19 protein-coding genes are annotated in these 21251 nt (G+C 44.8%); 9 read left to right on the top strand and 10 right to left on the bottom strand.

What is annotated here, in order from left to right; all coding sequences use genetic code 11:
• Positions 1-43: 43 nt before the first annotated feature.
• The 4 genes from ACYVIC_RS12790 to ACYVIC_RS12775 all read right to left on the bottom strand — a co-directional run bounded on the left by ACYVIC_RS12790 (position 44) and on the right by ACYVIC_RS12775 (position 5020).
• Entirely contained in the window at positions 44-1435 is a 1392-nt protein-coding gene (locus tag ACYVIC_RS12790; RefSeq protein WP_460860510.1) for a sigma-54-dependent transcriptional regulator, read from the bottom strand.
• Positions 1432-2562 carry a sensor histidine kinase gene (locus ACYVIC_RS12785; protein WP_460860508.1) on the bottom strand — a complete coding sequence of 377 codons (1131 nt, stop codon included), beginning with the start codon at positions 2560-2562 and terminating at the stop codon, positions 1432-1434. Before ACYVIC_RS12785 ends, ACYVIC_RS12790 begins: the two co-directional genes overlap by 4 nt.
• 108 nt (positions 2563-2670) lie before the next feature.
• Positions 2671-4149 (bottom strand): sigma-54 dependent transcriptional regulator, encoded by a 1479-nt coding sequence (locus ACYVIC_RS12780; RefSeq protein WP_460860506.1) that lies wholly within the window; start codon positions 4147-4149, stop codon positions 2671-2673.
• A gap of 79 nt (positions 4150-4228) precedes the next feature.
• Entirely contained in the window at positions 4229-5020 is a 792-nt protein-coding gene (locus ACYVIC_RS12775) for a flagellin (RefSeq protein WP_460860504.1), read from the bottom strand.
• A gap of 198 nt (positions 5021-5218) precedes the next feature.
• Between ACYVIC_RS12775 and pseB the strand changes: the two genes are divergently transcribed.
• The 9 genes from pseB (at position 5219) to ACYVIC_RS12730 (ending at position 15097) form a co-directional block, all read left to right on the top strand.
• Complete coding sequence (gene pseB, locus ACYVIC_RS12770) at positions 5219-6220, top strand: UDP-N-acetylglucosamine 4,6-dehydratase (inverting) (protein WP_460860503.1); 1002 nt, start codon at positions 5219-5221, stop codon at positions 6218-6220.
• Positions 6217-7365 (top strand): UDP-4-amino-4,6-dideoxy-N-acetyl-beta-L-altrosamine transaminase, encoded by a 1149-nt coding sequence (gene pseC, locus ACYVIC_RS12765; RefSeq protein ID WP_460860502.1) that lies wholly within the window; start codon positions 6217-6219, stop codon positions 7363-7365. Before pseB ends, pseC begins: the two co-directional genes overlap by 4 nt.
• Positions 7362-8060 carry a pseudaminic acid cytidylyltransferase gene (gene pseF, locus ACYVIC_RS12760; RefSeq protein ID WP_460860500.1) on the top strand — a complete coding sequence of 233 codons (699 nt, stop codon included), beginning with the start codon at positions 7362-7364 and terminating at the stop codon, positions 8058-8060. Before pseC ends, pseF begins: the two co-directional genes overlap by 4 nt.
• Before the next feature lie 15 nt (positions 8061-8075).
• Positions 8076-8999, top strand: coding sequence for a class I SAM-dependent methyltransferase (locus ACYVIC_RS12755; protein WP_460860499.1), 924 nt, complete (start codon positions 8076-8078; stop codon positions 8997-8999).
• A gap of 215 nt (positions 9000-9214) precedes the next feature.
• Positions 9215-10066, top strand: coding sequence for a class I SAM-dependent methyltransferase (locus ACYVIC_RS12750; RefSeq protein WP_460860498.1), 852 nt, complete (start codon positions 9215-9217; stop codon positions 10064-10066).
• Positions 10063-11283 (top strand): ATP-grasp domain-containing protein, encoded by a 1221-nt coding sequence (locus ACYVIC_RS12745; RefSeq protein WP_460860496.1) that lies wholly within the window; start codon positions 10063-10065, stop codon positions 11281-11283. The genes ACYVIC_RS12750 and ACYVIC_RS12745 overlap by 4 nt, the downstream gene beginning before the upstream one ends.
• A gap of 16 nt (positions 11284-11299) precedes the next feature.
• A complete protein-coding gene (locus ACYVIC_RS12740) occupies positions 11300-12163 on the top strand; it encodes an N-acetylneuraminate synthase family protein (RefSeq protein WP_460860494.1) in 864 nt (287 codons plus the stop codon).
• Complete coding sequence (locus ACYVIC_RS12735; RefSeq protein ID WP_460860492.1) at positions 12156-13157, top strand: hypothetical protein; 1002 nt, start codon at positions 12156-12158, stop codon at positions 13155-13157. The genes ACYVIC_RS12740 and ACYVIC_RS12735 overlap by 8 nt, the downstream gene beginning before the upstream one ends.
• Positions 13157-15097, top strand: a complete 1941-nt coding sequence (locus tag ACYVIC_RS12730; protein ID WP_460860491.1) for a hypothetical protein — start codon at positions 13157-13159, stop codon at positions 15095-15097. The genes ACYVIC_RS12735 and ACYVIC_RS12730 overlap by 1 nt, the downstream gene beginning before the upstream one ends.
• A 5-nt stretch (positions 15098-15102) precedes the next feature.
• Here the strand turns inward: ACYVIC_RS12730 and ACYVIC_RS12725 are convergent, their stop codons facing one another.
• Genes ACYVIC_RS12725 through ACYVIC_RS12700 form a run of 6 tightly spaced genes read right to left on the bottom strand, consistent with a single transcriptional unit; the run spans position 15103 to position 20857 of the window.
• Positions 15103-17187 (bottom strand): motility associated factor glycosyltransferase family protein, encoded by a 2085-nt coding sequence (locus tag ACYVIC_RS12725; protein ID WP_460860489.1) that lies wholly within the window; start codon positions 17185-17187, stop codon positions 15103-15105.
• Positions 17188-17190: 3 nt separating this feature from the next.
• On the bottom strand, positions 17191-17499 hold the full coding sequence (locus ACYVIC_RS12720; RefSeq protein WP_460860487.1) for a hypothetical protein: 309 nt from the start codon (positions 17497-17499) through the stop codon (positions 17191-17193).
• The gene (fliS, locus tag ACYVIC_RS12715) at positions 17483-17917 is read right to left on the bottom strand and encodes a flagellar export chaperone FliS (protein WP_460860486.1); all 435 of its coding nucleotides are present in this window, start codon (positions 17915-17917) and stop codon (positions 17483-17485) included. The genes ACYVIC_RS12720 and fliS overlap by 17 nt, the downstream gene beginning before the upstream one ends.
• 18 nt (positions 17918-17935) lie before the next feature.
• Positions 17936-19339, bottom strand: a complete 1404-nt coding sequence (gene fliD / locus ACYVIC_RS12710) for a flagellar filament capping protein FliD (protein ID WP_460860484.1) — start codon at positions 19337-19339, stop codon at positions 17936-17938.
• A 25-nt stretch (positions 19340-19364) separates the two neighbouring features.
• Positions 19365-19832 carry a flagellar protein FlaG gene (locus ACYVIC_RS12705; RefSeq protein ID WP_460860482.1) on the bottom strand — a complete coding sequence of 156 codons (468 nt, stop codon included), beginning with the start codon at positions 19830-19832 and terminating at the stop codon, positions 19365-19367.
• A 56-nt stretch (positions 19833-19888) separates the two neighbouring features.
• Positions 19889-20857, bottom strand: a complete 969-nt coding sequence (locus ACYVIC_RS12700; protein WP_460860480.1) for a flagellin N-terminal helical domain-containing protein — start codon at positions 20855-20857, stop codon at positions 19889-19891.
• Positions 20858-21251 lie beyond the last annotated feature (394 nt).

The following is a 21251-nucleotide window of genomic DNA, read 5'->3' as shown; positions in this document are numbered from 1 at the left end:
TTGATTATTTGCAAGCAAGGGCTTTTAACTAATGCAGCAGCTATCAGGCTGGGATATCAATACCCGATTCACGCATTCGCGCCAATTTATAGCGTAAAGTACGGTCACTGATGCCCAGTTTGCGTGCCACATCGGCACGGCGAAAAGCACATTCACGCAGCGTGGCCAGAATAATACGATGCTCTTGCTGGTGCACGCTATGTTTAAAATTGGCGTTGTCAGTTGTACTTTCGTCAGGCTGTGCTGCATTTGTTGCCGCCGCGGATGGCGGTAGTGCCGGCAGGTTATCTACGCCGCTTACCTGCGCTAAATCAAGCTGCTGCAACATAATATCAGCAGCACCGATGTCATCAGAGCTGGCAATAATAAGCGCACGTTGCATAACATTGTCCAGTTCGCGCACATTACCAGGCCAATGATATTGCGTCAGGCACTGCTCTGCATCTGCCGCTAAGCGTGCACCAGGTCGACCGGACGCTGCTGCATGGCGCGTCAGTAAGTGCCGTGCCAAAGGCACAATGTCTTCAGGCCTTTCACTCAGTGCCGGCCACGCCAGCGGAAACACATTCAGCCGGTAAAATAAGTCTTCACGAAAATGGCCCTGCACAACAGCCTGACGTAAGTCCCGGTTACTGGTGGCCAGAATGCGCACGTCCAGTTTAATGGTTTTTCGTGCACCTAAACGCTCTACTTCGCGCTCTTGCAGCACACGTAGCAATTTTGCTTGTAAATTCAGGTCCATCTCAGTTATTTCGTCCAGCAATAAGGTGCCTTGCTGGGCTTGTTCAAACTTGCCCGGGCAGGCATTTATCGCACCGGTAAAGGCACCTTTTTCGTAACCGAACAAGGTAGACTCCAGCATATTATCCGGTATAGCTGCGCAATTTATGGCTACAAAAGGGCCACTGCTGCGGCCTGACAACTGATGAATATATCGCGCCAGCACTTCTTTGCCCGAGCCGCTGGGCCCGCTAATCATAACGCTGGCATCCGTTTTAGCCACTTTGGCACACAGGGTAAGTAACTGTTTGCTGGCAGGGGATGCAACCACAGGCTCAACACTACTGGCGGTATTTGCCATAACATAACGGCCAACGGTGCTAACCAGTACCTCGGGCGAAAATGGTTTTGCCAGATAGTCTACAGCGCCAAGCCTTATGGCCTCTACCGCCGCTTGCACTGTGGCATACGCTGTCATCATCAGTACCGGCAGGTTCGGATAATGCTCACGCAGGGTTTTTAGCAGTATCAGACCAGACACTCCGCCCATCTGCACATCACTTACCACAAGTTGCACCTTGTGTTGCTTAAGTAACAACAATGCCTCTTCTGCACTGCAGGCGCTTAGCACCTGATACTGGGCTAACTGCAGTGTATCCTGCAAGGCTTCGCGTAAACCGGCATCGTCTTCCACCAGTAATATCTGCTGTGTCATAGCGTATCTCCCTGCATGTTATGCTGTGGCAACGTTATCTCAAAACAGGCCCCGCCATTGCTCGCGGTGTGATAGCTTACTGAGCCCTGATGAGAAGCCGCTACTGCCTGCACTACTGCAAGGCCAAGGCCGTTGCCATCCGAGCGCCCGGTAACAAAGGGCTCAAACAAATTAGCTTGCAATTGTGCAGGTACACCCGGGCCATTATCACTAACACTGATAGTGAGATTACCTGCTTTATCGCTGTCTGCTGCCATGCGCAGTGAAATCTCCGCCGTTACACCGGCTGCCTGAAGACTGTTTTGGATCAGATTCATCAGAGCACCACAAAGCGCATTCTGGTTGCCCAGAATATACACAGGTTGCTCTGGTAGCTGTGTGGTAAACCGCGCCCCTGCGGCACTAATGCAGGCTTCTGCCGCCGCCTGCACAGCAGCGGCCAGCTCTGTTGTACTCAAAACACTAACCGCCTGAGCACTGTCAGGCCGGGCAAATAACAACATATCATTTAGTTGCTGTTCCAGGTCCTGCAAGCGCGATTGCAGCTTATGTTGAAAATGTTGTTGCTGTTGTAACGTAATACGCGGGTTGGACAGGTTTTGTGCGTACAACATGGCAGCCGACAAGGGGGTACGGATCTGGTGCGCCAACGACGCCATCATCTTACCCAGCGCAGACAAACGCTGCATATGACTGAGCCGGCTTTGTAATTGCCGGGTTTGAGTGAGATCGGTCAACATAATCAACTGGCCGGGTTGGGTGTATGCGGTTTGGGTTAGCAAAGCACTGATCTGCAGTTTCACCCTTCGACCGTCTTTTAACGACACTTCCAATCCATCATCACTGCGCGGGCGAAAACAACGTTTAATCAGGTTAAACCACTGCTGCCCTACCAGCGGCTCACCTAACATATTGATTGCATAAGGGTTAGCCTGATACACCATCCCCCGCTGGTCTAACAGGATCACCGCAGCTGGCAACGCATGCAGCACCGGATCTTGCAACTCGGTGTGAATTAAATGCAGTGATGTACGCTGAGCACTGCTGCTCTGAGCCTGTTGCGGTGTGTTGAGGTGCTGACGGCTCTGGCCAGCTGGCGATAGCTCGTAAGCATTGGCCGTTGTCATAAATACCCCCGGGTAACTTACATCCTGGAAGTACAATGCAGACTTTATGCCATGATAAAATTGTTTTATTTCAAAATGTTAGCTGTGTCAATTCACTGACAGCTATAATTACTCGTCTTTACCCAGATTATATTTACGCATTTTTTCAACCAGAGTTGTACGACGCAACCCCAGCACTTCAGCAGCGCGGGCCACAACAAACTCATGCCGTTCCAGCGCTTGTGAAATAAAGCGGATCTCAAGCTCAGCCAGGTATTCTTTTAAATCTAACCCCTGCTCTGGTAATTGCTGCACTGCCGTGTCATCGCTAAAGTCTGCTGTATCGCTAAAGTCATCAGTATCGTCATCAGCCCCCTGAAACATTTCATTCAGCAAATCACGTTCCTGCAGGCTCTCCGGGTATTGCGGTACATAGCTGTCGACATCCAGATGCCGGTACTTTTGCGGCAACTCTGCCACATCAACCACCTGATCCGGATACATAATTACCATCCGCTCCAGCAAATTGGCCAGCTCGCGCACATTGCCTGGCCAGCTGTGTAACTGAAGGCTTTGCATAGCATGCTCGGTAAACTTAACCTGCGCTTCATGGCTGCTGCTCAGCCGGCGAATCAACTCCTGTACCAAAACAGGCAAATCTTCCGGCCGCTGCGCCAGTGCTGGCGTATCAATTGGAAATACATTTAAACGGTAATATAAATCTTCACGAAAACTGTCACTGGCAATCATTTGCTCTAAATCACGGTGTGTCGCAGCCACAATACGCACATCAGCTTTAATTGCTGTGGTACCGCCTACCCGCTCATAGGTACGCTCTTGCAGTACACGCAGTAATTTAACCTGCATGTTTAGCGGCATATCGCCTATTTCATCCAGAAACAAGGTGCCGCCCTGCGCCAGCTCAAACCGACCTTTACGGGTAGAAATAGCCCCGGTAAAAGCGCCTTTTTCGTGTCCGAACAGTTCGCTTTCCAATAGCTCGGCAGGTATAGCGCCACAGTTAATCGGTACAAAAGGCCCATTGGCACGGTGCGATAACAAATGAATATTGCGTGCTACCACTTCTTTACCGGTGCCTGAAGGCCCCAGCACTAACACGTTGGCATCGGTTTTCGCCACTTGCGCAATTAAGAACCGCACTTGCTGCATGGCGTCAGAGTTACCCACCATACCGTCAAATTTTGTATTGTTTTCCTGGCGCTGCAGCGGCAACAAACGATGGTACTGTTGGCTGTCGCGCAGCAATTGCGTCAATGAAGCATAGGCAAAGGGTTCGGCCAGCAAGCCCACGGCATTAGCGTATTGCAGAAGAGATTGTTGCGTCTGCCCCAGCAGCAAAAAAGCCGTTGCCGGATAACGTTGGATTAAACTGTCAGCATTTTGCAGTGATAAGGCACCGAGCAACACCACCGCGGGCTCTGGTGCAGCCAAGCGCTGCTCCAGCTGAGCAGGGCTTAAACACTGATGAGGCTCATTTATAAAGCTTAATACCGTGCTTAATCTGCTGCTACGCTCAGGCTGCTCATCAACGATGTACAATAAGGGGGTTTGCGCCATGCCAATGCTTTTTATTGTATTTTTAAACATTGTACTAACTGAAAGCCAGCATGCAAGAAAAAACGCTATTTTTTTGACGCTGCGTCAAAAAAATAGCGTAAAACTAACTTTAAGCCAATAACTGCAGTGCCTGCTCCTGGCTAATCCTCGCTTGTGAGCGCACACTAAGGGCTGCATTGGCCAACACATCGGCCGAGGCCTTCTTAGCACTGGCATCGGCAAAATCGGCATCTTCTATACGGCTTCTGGCCTGCGCCTGATTAATTTGCTGGTTGTTCAGGTTACGCGCCTGCGCCGCAAAGCTGTTAATGCTGGCGCCGGCCTCGGCCTGCAAGCCGCTGACATACTCAGTGGCCTGTTTCAGAGTGGTATTAGCTGCGGCAGCACCGGCCTGAGTCGTCAGATCAATATTAAACACATTTTGTGAAGCAAGAGCCGCGCCGACATCTTCAACTTTAAGGTTAAGATTGCTCTGGCCGCTATTAAAAGCGATATCCTTATCGTTAAACAGCGAGACGCCACCAAAACTAGCGGTTTGCAGCGTGTTTTGCGCATTGTCGAGGTAGCCCTGAGCTTGCTGCTGCAGCGCGGCGCGATCAGCATCGGTGTAAATGCCATTACCTGCCGCAACAGACAAGGTACTCACCTCAGATAAATCGCTGTTGATATTTTGCAGGCTTTGTTCATACACCTGCGCCAGGCCTATGCCATCATACAAATTACGCTGGCCCTGGCTGGCTTCATTTATCGTGCTGGTTAAGCGATTGGCTATTTGCAGACCTGCGGCATCATCTGCAGCACTGTTAATACGTTTGGCTGTTGCAAGTTTTTTTAATAAATTCTCTTGCTGTAACTGTGTCTGGTTTAACGTATTCAGACTTCCCGCCGCATTTAGTTTCATACCACCACCACTTTGTTTAAATACTGGTTATAGTTTAGTCAATCCTGTTGCTGGCGGCCAGTAAATAAATACCGTACAAAGATAGCAAAGTAGTTTAGTATTAAAGTGTTTAAACTGAATACGTTAGCTGTTTCGGCACGGTTTATGCTAAGGTCTTTACATTACATTTTCAGATACAGTGCTTGTCGAGGGCGACTTATGTTTGATGGCAAAACCATACTAATTACCGGCGGTACCGGCTCATTTGGCCATAAGTATACTGAGACGCTACTGACACGCTATAAGCCGAAAAAAATCATTATCTATTCTCGGGACGAATTAAAGCAGTACGAGATGCAGCAAATATTTAACCAGAGCTGTATGCGTTACTTTATCGGTGATGTTCGCGACGAACACCGTTTAATTCGGGCTATGCACGGCGTGGACTATGTCATCCATGCCGCAGCGCTCAAGCAAGTGCCAGCTGCAGAATATAACCCAACCGAATGCATCCGCACCAACATCAATGGTGCAGAAAACGTGATCAATGCAGCTATCGAAACCAATGTTGAAAAAGTGATTGCGCTGTCAACTGATAAAGCCGCAAACCCTGTAAACTTGTATGGCGCCACTAAGCTGGCATCGGATAAGTTATTTATCGCCGCCAATAATATGACAGGTGGCAGCAGGCCGCGCTTTTCGGTGGTGCGCTACGGCAATGTAGTAGGTTCACGCGGCTCAGTAGTCCCGTTTTTTCAGCAACTGATTAATAACGGTAATGACCATATTCCAATTACACACCCGGATATGACAAGATTTTGGATCAGCCTGCAGCAGGGCGTCGATTTCGTGCTGAAAAACTTTGAGCGGATGCTTGGTGGCGAAATTTTCGTACCCAAAATCCCCTCTATACGCATAGTCGATCTGGCCAAAGCCATGGCGCCGGACTTGCCGATAAAAGAAATCGGTATCCGCCCGGGCGAAAAGCTGCATGAAATGATGTGCCCAGGTGACATGTCTTATCATACCTTTGAATTTGATGATCACTTTGTGATTGCGCCGGCGATTAAATTTTTTAACCGCAGTAACGATTTTTCCAGCAATGCTTTAAACGAAAACGGCAAGCTGGTGCAACCTGGCTTTGAGTATGTGTCTGACAGCAATCCGGATTTTCTCAGCGTGGAACAAATGCGTCAGTTTAATCAGGATGCCATGTCGTGATCCCCTATGGCCGTCAGCACATCAGTCAGGCTGATATTGATGCGGTTACAGAAGTACTGCAAAGCGAATTTTTAACCCAGGGACCGGCAATGCCGGCCTTTGAACAACGCTTGTGTGAGCTGACTACCGCGCAGCATGCAGTGGCGGTAAACAGCGCCACCTCTGCACTGCACATTGCCTGTTTAGCGCTGGGCGTAGGCCCTGGCAGCCGCGTTTGGACCTCGCCGGTCAGCTTTGTCGCCTCAGCCAATTGTGCGCGCTACTGCGGTGCCACTGTGGATTTTGTCGATATAGAGCCCGACAGCGGCAATATGGCAGTAGATAAACTGCGGCAAAAGCTTGAGCTGGCGCGCAGCAACGACACCCTGCCCCAGGTGGTGATACCGGTGCATCTGGCCGGTGCCAGCTGCGATATGCAGCAAATACATTATCTGGCAAATGAATTTGGTTTCAGCCTAATTGAAGATGCCTCGCATGCAGTGGGTGCCAGCTATCAGGATGAACCGGTAGGCAACTGCCGTTACAGCGACATTACGGTATTCAGCTTTCATCCGGTAAAAATTATTACAACCGCTGAAGGCGGCATGGCACTGACTAACAACACAGAGCTGGCCGACAAAATGCGCTTACTGCGCAGCCACGGTATTAGCCGCGACGAAAACCTGATGACCGAGCCGGCGCACGGCGCCTGGTATTATCAGCAATTGCTGTTGGGTTTTAACTACCGCATGACCGATCTGCAAGCCGCATTAGGCTTAAGCCAGAGCCTGCGCCTGCTGCCGATTATTCAAAAACGCCAGTTGCTGGCCGCCAACTACGACCGTTTGCTAACATCGCTGCCACTGGGCTTACCGGCATTAGATGATATTAATATCAGCGCCTGGCATTTATATATTATCCGGCTGGATGACAAAACCAAACGTAAAGCGGTGTTTGATGGCCTGCGCGAGGCCGGCATTGGCGTGAATGTGCATTATATTCCTATCCACACCCAACCTTACTATCAGCAATTAGGGTTTGATTGGGGCGATTTTCCGCTGGCCGAGGATTTTTATGAGCGCATTATCAGCCTGCCGATGTTTCCGGAACTAACCGGCGAGCAACAGCAATTTATCGCAGATACATTAGCGGAGTTGCTCAAATGAACATAGCTATTATTCCTGCACGCGGCGGTAGTAAGCGTATACCCCGCAAGAATATTAAGTTGTTCTGTGGCAAGCCAATGATTGCATGGTCAATAGAGGCGGCTCTGGCAAGTGGTTGTTTTGACCATGTAATTGTATCGACCGACGATGCTGAAATTGCCAAAATTGCCCAGCACTATGGTGCAGAGGTGCCGTTTATCCGTCCGGAAGAATTGTCAGATGATTACACCGGCACAGGCTTAGTTGTAAAACATGCGTGCGAGTGGGTAGAACGGAATATTGCCAAGCCCCAATTCGTATGTACGATATATGCAACGGCCGCGTTTGTACAAGCAACAGATTTGATGAAAAGTCTTTGTTTGCTGCAAAAAAGCAAAAAATCCGTAGTGTTCAGTGTTACATCCTTTCCTTTTCCAATTCAGCGGGCCATAAAATTGTCCGCCGATGGAACGGTTAGTATGTTTCAACCTGAACATTATATGACACGCTCACAAGACCTTGAACCTGCTTTTCATGATGCAGGCCAATTTTACTGGTCAACAGTTAAGGCAGTGCATGAACAAACGCCTGCATTTTCGGAGGCTGCAATAGCCTATATTCTGCCACGTTATCTGGTGCAGGATATTGATACGACGGAGGATTGGCAGCGTGCTGAATGGATGTTTAACGCATTACAACAGTCTGGCGCAGAGTAAAAGAGACTTTCAATTATGAGCTCAGTAAAGCCTAAGATTAATTGGCACCAACATCACGGTGAAGTGTTAAGCCATGCGAATGGTTTTGATGTAATTTCTTGCGATTATTGTGGCTTTAACCACGCAATCCCTTTACCAACAACAGATGAACTGGCGACTGTTTATCAACATGATTATTATAATCAGGAAAAGCCTTTATACCTGGAACGTTACCAACAAGACCTTGCTTGGTGGAACCAGGTATACGAGCAACGTTATAGTATGTTTGCCAAATATCTTAAGCCATCGCAACGAAGTATTTTAGATATAGGGTCAGGACCAGGGTACTTTTTATTAAAAGGAAAATCGCTCAATTGGAGAACTTTTGGCATTGAACCTTCTGAGAAGGCGGCTGCTTTTAGTTGTCAGCTGGGGCTGGATATCTTTAACGGTTTTTTTACTGCCGAAACAGCATCCACTTTCGGTAATGTGGATGTTATTAATTTAAGTTTGGTTCTGGAGCACATCCCCGATCCTGCCGCACTACTACAACTTGCACATAATCAGCTAAGTACTGGTGGGTTGATATGTGTGATCGTGCCAAACGACTTCAATCCGTTTCAACAAATTCTTAGTAAGCATAATGGGTTTCCACAGTGGTGGGTAGCTCCACCACATCATTTAAATTATTTCAACTTTACATCGCTATCATCTTTAATCAGTCGTTGCGGCTTTGATATCTTGCACAAAGAAAGCACCTTCCCAATCGATATGTTTTTGCTGATGGGAGAAAACTATATTGGTCAGGATGATGTAGGCAGGGCTTGTCATGCTAAACGCATGCACTTCGAGCAAAGCCTTGTCGCGAGCGGTAACGAACAATTGTTACTAGATTTATACTCATCTTTATCGCAGCTAGGAATTGGACGGGAGATTGTTATATATGCACAAAAAAGATAATTTCAGGCCAGTTAAAATTTAAATTATAAAAATTGCATTTACACTTGCAGCTAATTATTTAGATTATAAAGTGGATCAATTCCATTTGTAACATTTATGCCAAATTAATGTTCGGAGCATTATGAAATGTTTTATTGTCACAAATTATCAAGCTGTTTGAACAGTCTCTTTTTTGTTTTAACTTTATTAATAAAGCTCTGAACAAGGCGACGGCAATGAACGACATTACAATTGCAGTTAGTTGTTGTGGCATTTGTCAGAGTGCGGATATCAGCGCGCAACTGACAAAAGGCAAATATAAATATGTTAAGTGCGCACGGTGCCACGTGTTAAGGCAACACCCCTATCCATCAAGCGATGAAATTGCCGCTTTTTATGCTACTTATCAAAAATTAAAGTCAAGCGAATCAGTATATCTAAGTGATGACGGCTATCAGGTTTTTGCTAGAGATAAAGTTTTCACGTTTGATGATTTGGGGATAAAAACGTCGGCATTTAGAGACAAAAATATTCTTGATGTCGGTTGCGCCACCGGACAATTTTTGCAGATGATGCGAGATTATGGCGCTTGTACATTGACAGGGATTGATGCCAGTGCAGACTGTTTAAATGTAGCAAGGCAACATGGTTTTAATTGTTACCAGCAGGATTTTCTGCAACACGATGGCCTCTACGATATTGTTACTATGTGGCATTTAATAGAACATGTTCTGGAACCGGAAGCTTACCTTAGAAAAGCCTATGAACTGCTATCACCTGGTGGCTGGTTATTACTTGAAACTCCCGTAACAGGAGAGATTTCTGATGCTTTTGGCTCTGATTGGCGCTATCTGATGCCGGTAGAGCATCTCAATTTATTCCCTTTTGACACACTAGTGCAGCTGTGCAACCGGGCAGGGTTTGCCCTTCGGCAGTTCATACGATTCGGCAGTGGAAATAACAGTGGTCAGGTAACACAACCCAACAAGGGTGCTATGGACAAGCTTGCTAAACAAACAGGCTCTGGTGATACCTTGGCGATGTGGTTAATAAAACCTGAAACTATAATGAAGAGAACAGATCAATGAATAATCAGGCAAGAGAATCTATATTAATTGTAAGTGCTGGTATTATGCAGATCCCTGCTATCAAAACTGCCAAAGCGTTAGGACTTTATGTTGTTGCTACCGATAGAAACCCAGATGCACCGGGCTTTGCGTATTGTGATGAAACAGCGGTTATTGATTCTAAAGATATAGATGGGCATGTACGTTTCGCAACAGAGAATCAGCAAAGACTTAATCTTAAAGCAGTTTTTGCAGGCTCAGATGTTGCAGTTACTGTTGCAGAAATTACAAATGCGCTTGGTTTGCCCGGCATTCCTGCTGAAGTCGCTCGTCGTTCAAATAATAAAGTGCTGATGAAACAACGCTGGCTGCAAGATGGTATCCCCACACCATATGGTGCAGAAGTAACCACACTGGACGAAGCTAAAACTGTTTTGGAAACAACAGGCTTTCCCGCCATGATCAAAGCTGTTGATAACGCTGCATCACGTGGCAGTATGAAAATTGATTGCTTAGATCAACTTCCTCAAGCGCTGGAAAATGCCAAAGCAGCCTCGCGTACAGGTAGCGCTATTGTGGAACAATATGTTGTCGGTAATGAACAAAGCGTTGAAACCATTATTTGGAACGGCAAACACTATCATGTCGGTATGGCAGATCGGGAATTTGGTTTTCATCCTTTTCATATTGAAACCGCCCACATTGACCCATCAGTATTGCCGGTAGAGCAACAACAACAGATTTACAAGGTAGTTGATGCTGCAGCACGTTCGTTAGGGATTGAATTTGGCCCGGCAAAAGCTGATATGATTTGGACAGCACAAGGACCAATGATCCTGGAAATGACAGCTCGGTTAAGTGGTGGTTTTCACTCTCAATACACTACACCGCTTAGCAGTGGTAAAGATCCAATAAAAGCCGTTATGGAAATATCATTGGGTAGACAACTTAATACTGACCTTCTGCAGGATAAAATCCATAAAACTGCAATCTGCAGTGGCATATTCCCGACGAGAGGACAAATATCGGCTATCAATGGCCTTGAGCGAGCTGAACAAATCCCCGGAGTTGAAATCATTATTCTAACTAAGCAAGTGGGTGATCTTGTAACTGAATACATTGATAACGGAAGCCGTTTTTGCTGGGTTATTACCACCGGTGCGAACAAAGACGCCGCTAGAAAAAGCATGATAGAAGTTACCAGTGTACTCAACATTGAAATAACAAAAGACGTCTAATCAAGGAAAATATAGCATGGTCCAGTTTATTGCAGAAGTCTCCAGCAACCACGCTCGTGATTTGCAGCGCTGCCTGAATTTTATTGATGCGTCGGCAGACATAGGGTGTGATGCAGTTAAATTCCAGTTGTTTAAATTACGTGAACTTTTTTCAACTGAAGCCCTGATATTTAAGCCAAGCCTGTTAGACAGGGAAGCCTGGGAGTTACCCGTAGAATTCTTACCTGAACTGGCAAAACGTTGTCAGCAGCGCCAAATTGCTTTCTGCTGCACACCATTTTATCTTGACGCCGTGACAGAGCTGGAACCATTTGTAGATTTTTATAAAATTGCATCCTATGAATTACTATGGGATGCATTGTTAATCCAATGCGCCAAAACAGCTAAGCCGATCGTTCTGTCTACCGGCATGGCAACACTAGATGAGATCCGGCACGCAGTAGAGGTACTACAACAAAATGGTTGTACAGATCTAACATTACTGCATTGTACTTCGGCCTATCCAACACCTTATATTCAAGCAAATCTCGCAGCGATAGAGACTTTGCGTAACGTAACAGGCTGTAAAGTTGGCTGGTCAGATCATACCGTTGAACCGGGAGTGATCCATCGAGCAATCCACCACTTTGATGCGTCGGCAATAGAGTTTCACCTCGATTTAGATGGCAAAGGTGATGAATATTCAACAGGACATTGCTGGCTGCCTGAACAAATTGGTCAGGTTATAACTGATGTCAAAAAAGCCTGTCTGGCAGATGGCGACGGCATAAAAGTACCTGTAGCCTCTGAACAGCCGGATCGTGCCTGGCGGGCAGATCCAGAAGATGGCCTGCGCCCTCTAAAATCAACACGCTCTACTCTTAAACCCGTACATGGCTGACAATCACCCGCAACATATTCTGCTAGTGTGTCAGGCCGGTCAGCATATCGGACTTGGACACTTAAGCAGAACGCTAGTCGCCGCAGAAGCATTACATCTGAGTGGTTATTCATTAACATTGCTGCTGCAGTGCGATGAAGGCTTAGTGCAGACGTTTGAAAACTATCTCACTGTATGCAAAATAACACTGACACAGCCACTTAGCACACACATCAGAAAACTTGTCGTTTCGCATTGTGACCTTGTCATTTTTGATCTGCAACCACATCATGTGCCTGTTGATTTGCCTGAATTGCTTATTCAACTCAAAGCACAAAAGATTGCAACTATTGCTATTGATGCATTAGCTGAATTTCACGAATTGCTCGATATGATTTACACCCCGTCGTTTCGTCCAAATGCAAAGCTAAGCTCAGCGCAACAGAAAACCAGCATATTTGGTTGGGACAGTTTTCTTTTGAAGGTATCGAAAGACGTTGTGACTGATAAAAATAATGCAGTATTACTATTAACTGGCGGTGCAGATACAACAAAGCTCGGTGATCACTGGTTACAGGAATTAGATAAAAAGTTACCACAGCATTTAACCCTACACTGGGTAAGAGGACCGTTTGCAAGTGCGCCGGCTTTACCAGAGATGACACAAAGGGAGATAATAATTCATCACGCCCCTTCCAGTCTCACAAACTTAATGAATAAAGCCAGCTTTGCCATTACCTTGTATGGCGTAAGTTTTTTTGAATTGCTGTATTATGGCGTACCAACCGTGGTGTTTTCTCCATACAACCATAAAGATGATGCAGAACTCATGGAGGTACGCCGGCAACAAGTTGCCTTAGTCGCAGCTGACGAGCATGATGCAATAATACAATTACAGCAATTGCTCGAGTCTGACGAACTAGCCAATAACATCGCTAAAGCAGCTCGCGCCAAACTAGCAAATGCTAATGGTTCAAGATTGCAGCAATGTGTTGCATCACTGCTGAGGAAATAATGAAGCAAGCTTTTCTGTTTTTTCATCTCAATCTTGCATTTTCTTCTATACCGGAAGAAGCCCGCAGCACGGTAATCAAACAATGCTACTGGCCTTTACTGGAACTGATAAGACTGAGCAAAATACCTATTGGGGTTGAAATGACAGCTTGGACGATGGAGCAAATATCGTTAATTGACCCCGCCTGGATCAAGCAATTACGTGAGCTGCTTGCGGAGCAACGCTGTGAGTTAATTGGTAGTGGCTGGAGCCAGTTAATAGGCCCGCTGGTACCTTACAAGGTAAACTTATGGAATCAGCAACTCGCTTTGGAAGCATATAAAAAACACCTAAACTATACTCCTTCTATTGTCTTAGTAAACGAAATGGCGTTTTCGAGCAGCTTGGTTGAGCTCTATAATAATTTCAATTACAGCGGCATGATAATGGACAGAGATAATATAAAATTGTCACTGAATGTGTCAGACACTGAATTACCGACTCACGCTTTGGGAAATAATGGCAATAATAATATTGCTGTCCTCTGGTCAGACTCTGTTCTATTTCAACGTTTACAACGTGCCGTTCATGGCGATATCCCTCTTACACAATATTTTGCATATGTTGAGCAGCGGATGAAATCAGATCAATTACCACTAGCTATTTATGCCAATGATGCCGAAATATTTGATTACCGCCCCGGACGTTTTAGCACCGAAGGCAGCATGCATCCTGAAGGTGAGTGGAATAGACTACTTGGGATTATCAAACACTTACAAGATAAAATGGACGTTAATTTTATTGCACCTTCAGCGGCTCTTTCCGCTAGCTTAACGAAAAGTTTTGAGAAAAAACAACTTACATCAATTCGCCACCCAGTACCTGTAAAAAAGCAGGCAAAATATAATATTAATCGTTGGGCTGCGGCTGGACGCAATAATGTCTGGTTAAATACTCTCTGCCATAAAAGATTCCAGCAAATCGAAAACGAATCAGATCCACATTTGTGGCGAGAATTATGCGAGTTCTGGTCGAGTGACTTGCGAACACATATTACGGCATCGAGATGGCAGAATTGTTTAAATAAATTAGTACCATTGACACAAATGCCAGAAAAGAAATTAGAGAACAGTATCAAAGCATTGCCACAATTAAGTAACTTACAAATTCGAAAAGACTCGGAAAATTTTTACTGGCACTGCCAAACAGACGATATTAAATTATCCATTAATCTACGTCGTGGCATTGCCATTGATAGCCTTGCTTTTCGCAGCTGGCAATTTAAACCACTAATCACAACCCATCACCAAGGTGAGTTCGATACTATAGACCTTGCAGCCGACTTTTACTCCGGTGGTATTGTTATCGAATTACCTGGTCAACGTCGCCGAATAACAGATCTAGAATGGGTAACACCGATACTGTCTGAGGATGCAGACAATTATATAATCTCAGCTCAACTCAAAACAGCTGAATTTACTTTGGTAAAAACACTTAAGTTAAGCAAGCAAGAAGAGAAATTGAGCATTCATTATCATTTGGGCCACATAAATCGCATTGAAGCGACAATACGTTTAGGCGTTATGACAGTTAATATGAAGCATTTACAGCATCCTGCACAACTTAAAGTCTGGCAAGGGGGCGCAACAGCAGAGACGTTTCTGCTGGATCAAAACTGTGACCATACGCAGAGTGTTTCGTCGCTGGTGTCATCCACTACCAGCTTCGGCTCAGCCGGAGGTAACATTGTTTTAGGTGATAACAGCAACGCAATACAATTTAATTGGATACCTTCGCAATGTGCTGCTGTACCGATGCTTATTAATAAATCACATGGCACTAAGCAGTTTACCCGTTTACTATTCTCGTTGTGTGAGCTCGATGATACTTTTAAACAGTACGGTTACCTTCCGGACTTTGAACTCGAAATAAGGCCCGGAAAGTTGGTTACCAAAGAGTAGATTGGTCAGGACTGAACATTTAAAATTTTAATAAGTTCAGCCATACCTAAGTCACATTTCTTATTCCAGCTTTCTTTAAAGTCCACCCGCATTGCTTCTACATAATCACGCCACAAACATAAAAGCTCGTCAAATAATGCTAGAGAAACCGTATCATCTTCATACTGATACAGCGCTGTTATCATCGGGCAGTGATAATACAGCAAAGATCCTTTCAACATATAAAACAAATGCGAATACTGAGTTTTCCTTAATGCATAAAGATATCTAGATTGGCGCTTTAATATATCTGAAGCTTCTTTTCTCGTGGAAAAACTTTCGCTAGCAATTTCATTTAAGTGACAACAAATTTCATCAAAAAAATTCAAACTAAGAAAATTTTCAACTGATTCAAAGTTAGGCTTAAAGAAAAAACTCGATTTCAAAGAGTCGACGACTTCATATTTACTAGTATTTTTATTACTTAAAAACACATCTTCGTCAGTCAGTGGTAACGCACCTTTAATAAAAGCGCCCTCACCAACGTTGTATACACTAATTTTCTTATCTGTTTCGACTAGCTTTTCCATCTGCAATTGGGCTGTAAAGAGAAGGCTGGTGGTTTTAACGTCTTGAGAAAGGTTTCCCTTCAGGTTTATGTTAGCATCGGTACGTACACCTTTCTTATATTCTTCATTTGTTGCATAAATACTGTTATCAGAATGCGTTTTACCAGCTAAGTAACCATTATCAACGCCAAACAGGTACACCTCTGAAAAGCCGAACATAAACGCAAATGAGAGACCCGTATTTGCAACCAAAGGGCCGGGATATGGCAATGATGCCATGATTTTTCGGTGATACCTCATCGTCATCAACTGGGTAAAAACAGTTGCTGATTCCGGTCCCTTTAATCCTAAACCTACCCACTTATATAAATCAATTATATCCGGATAAATAACATCCACAGAGAGAAGATTTAAATCAGCGTAATAAGAAGGACCAAGAATATCTAATAGTGCATCATAGGTAGTTTTTGTTCTTTCAACCAATACATGAAAGTCTGCTTTAATACCGTACTTTGCTAACGAACCTATTGCTGTGCCACAAGCAAATATGACTATTTTATCCTGGATCTGCCGTAATACTTCTACAGCACTATCCAGAGAAGGCCCATTACCAACAACTGCGACAGGATATTGGATATACTTTTTATCTCCCTTGCGTAAAAAGAAATTGGCTTTATTCTTATAATTAACAAGACAATGAGCCAACCCGGTAACGGCATCATTATAGAAACCAAACCCCGCTTGCAATTCTGGATATCGGTTGAAGAATGCAGAGATCTGTTTATTTACTTCAATAGACGGATAATGTTGATAACAAAAGGACCTGACTATTGAAAAAGCACCAATGTCGGCTGCCAGGCTATAAATAGCGGAGAAGAAATCCTCAACACTAAGACCAACCTGAAAAAAAAGCGTACCACCATTATTATCAACAGACTCTATTATGTCTTTCCAATCAGTACAAAACATACTAGCGTAAAACACTTCTAAATCAGGTTCATTAATAAATATATAATCAAAACTATGACGATTTAGCAGCTCAGTAACGACATAACCTAAGCCAATGCCAAATATCATTGCTGAAGGAAAATGCTCGGGCAAAACAGAGAGTAATTGAAGCGACTTATTGCTGTATTTCCGAATGACAACACTTAACTTAGACATAAATTGGCTATGAATACGGTGGTCATTGTCATTTACAGCATAGTTATATTGGGTGTAACTGTAGTAGCCCTTTGTTGTGTTTTTATCTAGCTGTTGTTGAGTTTGCTCTAGTGGATTATCTGAGTAAATAGGTACCTTAGAATGCGATGGCACAAAATTACCCATCCCAGAAGACGTCACTAATATCCTAAAATCTTGTCTTGGCTTAAATGTCTTAATGCTGTTTGCAATATCAGGATAATACTTTTCAAATGTACTTAGATTTTTATCAAAACGTAAGCGGGATTCATCCGCAAACTGCCGCTCCCGCTCACCTTGCTGCATTAAGTAAGACAGGCTATTTTCAGCCTGTTGCAACAGTTGTTCTAAGTCAGTCATAAATTAATCTATCTGGTAGGTTTTACTAATCTTATTCCCAGACTTTACCGCAGCTATTTGGCTGATGCTATCCTTTATTTTCTGCCGCTCATTATCCAGGCCAGATAAAAGCATTAAAAAATTTTCTGACAGTTGCTGCAACTGTTGGCGAGATTGCATATCTGAAGAATTCAGTTGCGAAAACAACTGTTGCAACAATTTTTGCAAATCACCCACCTGCTCTGTTGCTGCTATGTATTGTTCTTGCGTAATCAGCAGTTCTATTTCAGCAAGTTGTTGCTGGGCAAGCTGCATATCAGCCAACATTTGCATGCGGCACCGAACGCTGCACTTCAGCCTGCTGCTGAGCGCTAAACGGAATTTCATCCCAAGCTGATTTAATTTGCCGGAACAGATCAGCGACTTCATCTATTGCGTCAGTACTTTCTTTTTCAACACTAGCGTCAATTAAACGCTCAATCATATAACTGTATAAGGCATATAAGTTGCCGGCCAACTCCGGCGAAACTGCTTCATCCAGGCATGAGCGTAGTGAGTCAATAATCGCCGATGCTTTAGATAGTACTTTGGCTTTGGCTTCATAGTCTTTACGCTGCAAAGCTCCCTTTGCCAAAGCAAGATTATCCATAACGCCCGCCATCAACATCTGAATAACCTGATAAGGAGAAGCCTCTGCCAGTTGCGTTTTAGTGGCTTCTTTTTGGTAAAACTTTAATTTGGCGCTACTCATTCGCGATACTCCTTACAGTTATTTTTTGTTGCTGGTGAAGCCAGGTAAATTGGCTAGTTGCTGGGTAATATAACTGCCCGTACTTTGCATTTGCGCGATCAGCACGTCCAGACTGGCATATTTCGCCCGTAAACCCGCTTCAAGTTGCGTCATTCTGTAATCATGTGAGGATTTGTCGTCTTCAAGTTGACGCAATGATTTATTCAGCGAGTCTTCACGGAATTTAAAACCGCCTTTTGCATCCAGCTGAGTTTCCAGTAAAGCTTTAAAATTTGTTGCCAAACCACCCTCTTCCGAGAATAATTTACCAACATCGGCATAATTTGAAGTTAAGGCCTCATTGACACTACGCACCAATGAGCTTTTTTCTAATTTGCCCTCTTTTGTCAGACCAATACCCACATCAAATAAGGTTTCAAATCCACCAGCACCACTTACCACCGTGGACAGAGTATTCGTAAGTTGATTTTTTAAACCACGCATCGCAGAGTCGCCATACAAAGCCGCACCAGCTGAAGTATGGTACTCAATGGTTCCTATAGCATTGTTATAGGCAGTGATAAATTCATCGATAAGTTTCTCAACGCCGCCTTTATCGAAATCAACTGTTAGTCTAGCGGTTTCGGTGCCTTCGCTGATTTTTTTAGCAGTAATAGTAAGATCCTGCACAGCGTCTTTAAAAATATTTGTTGAGCTATTAACAGCAATCCCATCTACTTCAATAATGGCATCACGCGCCTGGTCGGCAACAGCAATAGTTAAGCCACCTGCGCCACCGCCAAAAGCTGTGGTAGAAATGCTGTCCAGTTCGGCATTGTCATTGGTGATTATTAAGTCGTTACCCGCACCGCTGACATTTGAGCCGATGACTAACTTAGCTTCTGGCGTTGCGCCACCTGTGTTAATAATATTTACCGACACACCAAAATTATCTGCTGAATCGTTAATTGCCGCCCGTATCTCTTCCAACGTAGCACCTGCAGCGACATCTACCTCAAAGCTTTTGCTACCAGCAGCAATAGTCAGTTTACCGCCAGCTGCAGTGACCACATCAGTCGGCGTGGTAAAAGCTGCATTCGTAGTCGCCCGGCTGCCCTGGGCTAACTGGTTTACTTTAATATTGAAATTACCGGGAGTGGCGCTGCTATTGGAGGCTACTGAAATTATTTCACCGGAAGCAGGTTGCGTAATAGTGTTACTGCGCTTAGTGAAGTTATCAGGGTCAGCTAATTTTTTGATAATATCCTGAAAAGCCGACAACGACGATTTAACCGCACCTACGCCAGACAACTCAACATTGAAACGGGTTTTAGTTTCCTCAAACCGTTTCATGCGCGGCAAATCTTCAGCGTTAACCGTTGCCTGAATGATGCTCTCCAGGTCTAAACCTGAACCGACACCAGCTGAAGTGATAGTTGCCATAACAGCATACTCCTGAGTTTTTGTATCAGGCCTGAAAATTAATCAATGCGCCTGCCTTAGTTAAATTATCGGCCATTTCACTGAAAGCTTTAGCCACTTTGACTAAATCTTGCGATGGGATTTCGCGGATCAGTTCATTACTGGTTTTATCTATCACTTTAATGACTGGCGGATCGCCTAATTCATCAAATTCAAACACCAGCTTGGTATTAGCTATTGGTATAACTTTGTTAATCTGTTCCAGCGTTTGCCGGATTTGATTATTATCAAATGATACCGCAGACGCTGGTTCGTTATCTTGCTCTTCTTGCCTCAATTGCTCAGATTTAACCAGTGCCGCTTTTTCAGCTTGCGCAGCAATTGTTAATTTATCAGCAACATTAGCATCCTGTTGTCGCAGTGCCGGCTCAGATTGCACAGATTTCGCTGTGGCTGTTCTTTCTACCATGTCTGCAATGCGGCTGTCTTTGGCAAATAATGACTCCACAGACATAAAAACCTCCAAAGTAAAGCTGTTGGCCAGCAAGATACTGGCCAACTAACTATAGCTTATCCTAACAGCGACAGAGCTACCTGCGGACGCTGGTTAGCCTGAGACAGGATAGTTGTACTGGCTTGCTGCAAAATTTGGTTACGAGTTAATGCTGCAGTTTCAGCAGCAAAATCCGCATCCTGGATCCGACTACGGGCGCCAGACAGGTTTTCAGCGATATTAGCCTGGTTACGAATGGTAGACTGAAACCGGTTTTGCACCGCACCCAGTTCAGCACGTTTTTTATCCACCACCGCTATCAACGAATCCATACCAGCAAGTACTGCCTGCGCATTAGTCTGGCTTGATACCGAGATAGACGTGGCAACAAAGGTAGCGGCAAAATCAAAATCACCCGCTGCTGCGGTATAAGTATCACTGATATTCGCTAAGCTGGCTGATAGTGCTTTACCGGTAACTGCCGATGCAATACCCGCGATACCCGACAGGGTAAAGCCAGCGTTAGCACTCAAGCTGTTGATAGCAGCGGTGCCACCAACATTTTGCATTGAAAAGCCTATAGTCTGAACCGCGTCCGCGCCTACTTGAAACTTAGCATCATAGGTGCCATCCAGAAGGTTCTGACCGCCAAACGTGGTATCTTTGGCCACACGGTTTACTTCGCTCATTAGTGAACGAATCTCTTCTTGTATCGCCAAACGGTCTTCGTCAGTATTTGAACCATTTGACGCTTGCTGTGCCAGCGTGCGCACACGCTGGAACATTGATGTAACCTCTTCCATCGCGCCTTCAGCAGTTTGCGCTAATGAAATACCGTCGTTGGCATTACGGATACCCTGGTTAAGACCATTGATCTGGCCGGATAAACGGTTGCTAATTTGTAAACCTGCAGAGTCATCTGCAGCGCTGTTGATCCGTAAACCGGATGATAAGCGTTTAAACGACGTATCCAGCGCATTACCACTGTTCATTAGCTGACGCTGGCCGTTTAACGAGCTTACGTTAGTATTGACATATAAAGCCATATGTAGCCTCCAATTTTAACAGAACTGCTTTGACTGCAGTGGTTACCCCACCCCTGCGGTTAAACAGCATGCGTATTGTGATTTTAACCATCCGGTCCCCACCATCCGGTTAAAACAAGGTCACTAATACAGTTCCCCTATAATCTGTATCGGCAGACCAAAATAAAGCTTTAGGATTAATTTTGAATTTTTTTGTTTAATTTTGCAGAAATATAGCAGGACAGGTTAAAGCTTATTAATCAATAACATATATATATTCGCGGTAATTTTTAAATAACCGGCAGCATTACCCCATGCTGCCGGCACCTTTTTAACTTTTCAAACCCGCGGGCTCCGCGCGTTGCGTGTTGCTTCTATTAACCCTGTAGCAGACTCAATGCTGCTTGCGGCCGCT

The organism is Rheinheimera gaetbuli, from assembly GCF_054781935.1.
The sequence above is the reverse complement of the archived record's forward strand: the minus strand, read 5'-3'. Positions and strand labels throughout refer to the sequence as shown.

Bases quoted from the DNA above. Each gene is read 5' to 3' on its own strand.
- ACYVIC_RS12780 (WP_460860506.1), bottom strand. From the start codon at position 4,149: ATGTTTAAAAATACAATAAAAAGCATTGGCATGGCGCAAACCCCCTTA.
- ACYVIC_RS12755 (WP_460860499.1), top strand. From the start codon at position 8,076: ATGAGCTCAGTAAAGCCTAAGATTAATTGGCACCAACATCACGGTGAA.
- pseB (WP_460860503.1), top strand. From the start codon at position 5,219: ATGTTTGATGGCAAAACCATACTAATTACCGGCGGTACCGGCTCATTT.
- ACYVIC_RS12790 (WP_460860510.1), bottom strand. From the start codon at position 1,435: ATGACACAGCAGATATTACTGGTGGAAGACGATGCCGGTTTACGCGAA.
- fliD (WP_460860484.1), bottom strand. From the start codon at position 19,339: ATGGCAACTATCACTTCAGCTGGTGTCGGTTCAGGTTTAGACCTGGAG.
- ACYVIC_RS12785 (WP_460860508.1), bottom strand. From the start codon at position 2,562: ATGACAACGGCCAATGCTTACGAGCTATCGCCAGCTGGCCAGAGCCGT.
- ACYVIC_RS12745 (WP_460860496.1), top strand. From the start codon at position 10,063: ATGAATAATCAGGCAAGAGAATCTATATTAATTGTAAGTGCTGGTATT.
- ACYVIC_RS12775 (WP_460860504.1), bottom strand. From the start codon at position 5,020: ATGAAACTAAATGCGGCGGGAAGTCTGAATACGTTAAACCAGACACAG.
- ACYVIC_RS12700 (WP_460860480.1), bottom strand. From the start codon at position 20,857: ATGGCTTTATATGTCAATACTAACGTAAGCTCGTTAAACGGCCAGCGT.
- ACYVIC_RS12750 (WP_460860498.1), top strand. From the start codon at position 9,215: ATGAACGACATTACAATTGCAGTTAGTTGTTGTGGCATTTGTCAGAGT.
- ACYVIC_RS12705 (WP_460860482.1), bottom strand. From the start codon at position 19,832: ATGTCTGTGGAGTCATTATTTGCCAAAGACAGCCGCATTGCAGACATG.
- ACYVIC_RS12730 (WP_460860491.1), top strand. From the start codon at position 13,157: ATGAAGCAAGCTTTTCTGTTTTTTCATCTCAATCTTGCATTTTCTTCT.
- ACYVIC_RS12740 (WP_460860494.1), top strand. From the start codon at position 11,300: ATGGTCCAGTTTATTGCAGAAGTCTCCAGCAACCACGCTCGTGATTTG.
- ACYVIC_RS12735 (WP_460860492.1), top strand. From the start codon at position 12,156: ATGGCTGACAATCACCCGCAACATATTCTGCTAGTGTGTCAGGCCGGT.
- pseF (WP_460860500.1), top strand. From the start codon at position 7,362: ATGAACATAGCTATTATTCCTGCACGCGGCGGTAGTAAGCGTATACCC.
- ACYVIC_RS12720 (WP_460860487.1), bottom strand. From the start codon at position 17,499: ATGCAAATGTTGGCTGATATGCAGCTTGCCCAGCAACAACTTGCTGAA.
- fliS (WP_460860486.1), bottom strand. From the start codon at position 17,917: ATGAGTAGCGCCAAATTAAAGTTTTACCAAAAAGAAGCCACTAAAACG.
- ACYVIC_RS12725 (WP_460860489.1), bottom strand. From the start codon at position 17,187: ATGACTGACTTAGAACAACTGTTGCAACAGGCTGAAAATAGCCTGTCT.